This window comes from Pedobacter sp. (genome assembly GCF_045628745.1).
In the GTDB taxonomy this organism is placed as follows: Bacteria; Bacteroidota; Bacteroidia; order Sphingobacteriales; family Sphingobacteriaceae; genus Pedobacter.
This window is the reverse complement of the sequence record NZ_JAZQPU010000324.1, coordinates 1-3,228: the sequence shown is the minus strand read 5'-3', so window position 1 is coordinate 3,228 and position 3,228 is coordinate 1. Positions and strand designations below refer to the sequence as shown.

Annotated in this window: 6 protein-coding genes; all 6 read right to left on the bottom strand. The window is 41.6% G+C overall.

Annotated elements, in window-relative coordinates; genetic code table 11:
• The coding region (locus ACR2F7_RS12020) for an anti-sigma factor family protein (RefSeq protein WP_432713802.1) at positions 1–471 on the bottom strand (471 nt) is incomplete at its 3' end.
• On the bottom strand, positions 468–1,043 hold the full coding sequence (locus ACR2F7_RS12015) for an RNA polymerase sigma factor (RefSeq protein ID WP_432713801.1): 576 nt from the start codon (positions 1,041–1,043) through the stop codon (positions 468–470). The genes ACR2F7_RS12015 and ACR2F7_RS12020, both read right to left, overlap by 4 nt.
• Positions 1,044–1,052: 9 nt before the next feature.
• A complete protein-coding gene (locus tag ACR2F7_RS12010) occupies positions 1,053–1,421 on the bottom strand; it encodes a DUF6249 domain-containing protein (RefSeq protein ID WP_432713800.1) in 369 nt (122 codons plus the stop codon).
• 113 nt (positions 1,422–1,534) lie between these two features.
• Positions 1,535–1,960 carry a hotdog fold thioesterase gene (locus ACR2F7_RS12005; protein ID WP_432713799.1) on the bottom strand — a complete coding sequence of 142 codons (426 nt, stop codon included), beginning with the start codon at positions 1,958–1,960 and terminating at the stop codon, positions 1,535–1,537.
• Positions 1,950–2,465, bottom strand: coding sequence for a DinB family protein (locus tag ACR2F7_RS12000; RefSeq protein WP_432713798.1), 516 nt, complete (start codon positions 2,463–2,465; stop codon positions 1,950–1,952). Before ACR2F7_RS12000 ends, ACR2F7_RS12005 begins: the two co-directional genes overlap by 11 nt.
• On the bottom strand, positions 2,446–3,228 hold a 783-nt coding region (locus ACR2F7_RS11995), incomplete at its 5' end, for a sensor histidine kinase (protein ID WP_432713797.1). The genes ACR2F7_RS11995 and ACR2F7_RS12000, both read right to left, overlap by 20 nt.

Genomic DNA, 3,228 nt, shown 5'->3' with positions numbered 1-3,228 from the left:
TTTTTTACTTCTATACAAGCGGTCGAGGTAGAGCAAAATCAAAATAGCATCCATATACAAAAAGATCTGCAGCACCAATGGATTGATCAGTTGATCAAGGTTAATCCTAAAATTAAAGGAAGGATTTTCCATAGGTGTAAATGAACTGTTGGCAAGCACATAGGCTAAAGCGGTAAAAATACTCAGTAAAAATACCGCTGCCAGGCTATAAATAATGCGTTTATCAACCTGGGTGTTTAAAGCAGCAGGAGCAGGCTCAAGCTTTATTTGCTCCATGATGTTTCTGGTAAAACCCATAGAGGGCTCTTCCAGTTCAATGGTGCCCATCAGCTGGTTAAGCTCCATCAATTCTTGATAAAGGGCTTTAAATGCAGGGTCGGCAGCAATTTTTTTCTCCAGTGCTGCTCTTTCCTGCGCCGTGCCCAGTCCGTCAATATATTCCCAGATTTGCTCTTCCAAACTTTTCATCATAACTCCTTTACTTCTTCTTTCAACAAATATTCCAATTTCTCTTTTAACCGAATCCTCGCCCGGTGCAACTTCACTTTTACGGTATTGCTTTCCATGTTCAATACCTTGGCAATTTCAAGCAGACTTTGCTCCGCCTGGTAAAAAAGGTTAATTAAAGCAGCATCGTCAGCAGCTAACATGGAGATGGCAAGGTTAAGGTAGGCATATTTAGATTTTTGCTCCACCACATCGGCATTGTAGGCTGAGATATGATTTTGTAGCTGAAGGCTGCTTTCTTCCTCGTCTATAGATTGGGTTAACACGCGCTTTTTCCTTAAAAAAGACATGGCAGTGGTATAAGTTATTGTATATAACCAGGTGCTGAATTTAGCATCCTGTTTAAAAGTAGCCAATGCCCGGTAAGCCTTGATAAAGCTGTCCTGGGCAACCTCCTCGGCATCTTCACGGTTCCTGGTAAATTTCATCGCCATGGTAAAGACAAAACGCTGATGCCGGCGCACAAGATCTGCATAAGCGCTTGTATTGCCGGCAAGTATAGCTTTAATAATTGCCTCATCAGTTGGCTGTTGCATAATGGTGCCTTAGGATTGTAATTTACCTTGCGGCTGTTCGTCTAACCATTTTTTCTCAATGAGGTAAGACACGATTAAGCCCAGGCCTCCAAAAATACTTAAACTGCCAAAGTACACAGCTACACTTTGTTCTCTACGCAGATAAAGGTTTACTGTAGTAAATAAGGCAACCAGAAGGCCAATACCCAGCCCAACCAATAATAACCCTATCTTTAAACTTAAAAATGGCTTAGGTGCAGAAATTCTGGATTTATAGATACCCGGGTCAATGCCGCGTTCTATCATGGCCATCTTTTCTTTGTTTGACATATACCTGATGCCAAATATCATTGCCGAGGCACAAATAATTAAAAAAATAAATACAATTTCCGGTCCCATTGTCGTGTGTTTTAAAGGTTATAAATTCAATAAATCTTTTATAACAGCTAAGACTACACGTTTTGAATGCAGGTTACAGGCTTTGCTGATAATTTTAGACAGCAAGAGGCAATTTAAGATTGAGGCTTTGGAATGATGGCTACGGTAAGTCGGCTGATGCAGCTCATTTTACCTTTATCCGTATATATTTTAATTTCCCATACATGGGTTTTAGCACCAATGTGCAAGGGTTTGCAAATACCTTTTACTGAACCGCTTTTTACAGGGCGCAAATGATTGGCATTTACTTCAAGGCCAACAGCAAGGTGTTTTTCAGGGTCTATGCATAAGTAAGAGGCAATGCTGCCCAAAGATTCTGCTAACACCACGGAGGCCCCGCCATGTAAGATGCCTGCCGGTTGGTGGGTTCTTTCATCAACAGGCATAGTGGCCTCCATAAAATCATCACCAAAAGCGGTAAATTCGATGCCTAGTAAGGCACCGATATGGTTTTTAGGCCTGCCATTAATTTCTTCGAGGGTAAAATCTCTAAACCACATCCGCGTAACGTTCTTTAATGATTCTGGTATGGTGAATAATATGTCCCGCAATAATAAATAAAATAGCTCTAACGGTAATATACCTGCCAGATGCCATTCCACTGCGATTTAAGGCTTCCTCTGTTAAAGATTTAAAAAGATAGAGGTTGGCTCTTCTCAGCAGTGAAAACTCTTCGCCCAGGCTCAGTAAACTCCGGGGTTGAAAATTTGCATTTTTAACATAGTCATCTTCTTCAAAACCAGGTAAATCTGCCTGTTCGCCACGGGCAAAAGACAGTAAACGGAAGCATAAAATACGCTCCGTATCAATCAAATGGCCTGCCAGCTCTTTAATAGTCCATTTGCCGGGTGCATAAGCATAATCTGCTTTTTCAATAAAATTATTCAGAAAGTCGGGAAACTCGGTTGCCTGTCTTTCCAATAAAGTTAATATATCTTCTTCCTCTACGAGGCTGATGTATTGCTCACCCCATTGAGGGTATTCGCTAGGTTGTGGTCGGTTCATAAGTGAGACTGCTTTTTAAGATGATGCGGAAGGTAGTACCTCTTCCCAATTCTGATTCTTTAACAAATATTTCTCCACTATGGTAATTCTCAATAATCCTTCGCGTAAGCGACAGGCCTAATCCCCAGCCACGTTTCCTGGTGGTATAACCGGGTTGAAATACCGCATCGAACTTAGAGCGCTGTATACCCTTACCGGTATCGGTAACATCAATAAAAACTTCTTCTTTAGCAAGGTTCTCCACGATATTCACGGTGATACTGCCTTCATTAGAGATGGCATTGGCTGCATTTTTCAACAGGTTTTCAATTACCCAGTCAAATAGGGGCACATTTAACAAGGCCCTTACCTGCTCATCGCCGGTAATGTTAAAGATAATCTTATCGGAGGTTCTTAATTTAAAATAATCAATAAAATTACTGATCACCAGAAAGACAACGTGGTCTTCGAGTACGGGTTTTGATCCAATCTTGGAAAAACGATCAGTTACCACCTCCAGCCTTTTGATATCGTTTTCCATCTCCGCAATCAGCGGGTCATCCTCGGCATTAAACCTTGATTTCATCAACTCCACCCAGGCCATTAGCGAAGAGATGGGCGTTCCTAACTGATGTGCTGTTTCTTTGGCCATACCCACCCATACCTGGTCTTGCTCAGATTTTCTGGCAGAACTGAAGGCTACATAGGCAGTGAGTAAAAATAGTGCAATAACCCCTAGTTGGATATAGGGAAAATACCGCAGCTGGGTGAGGATGGATGAATC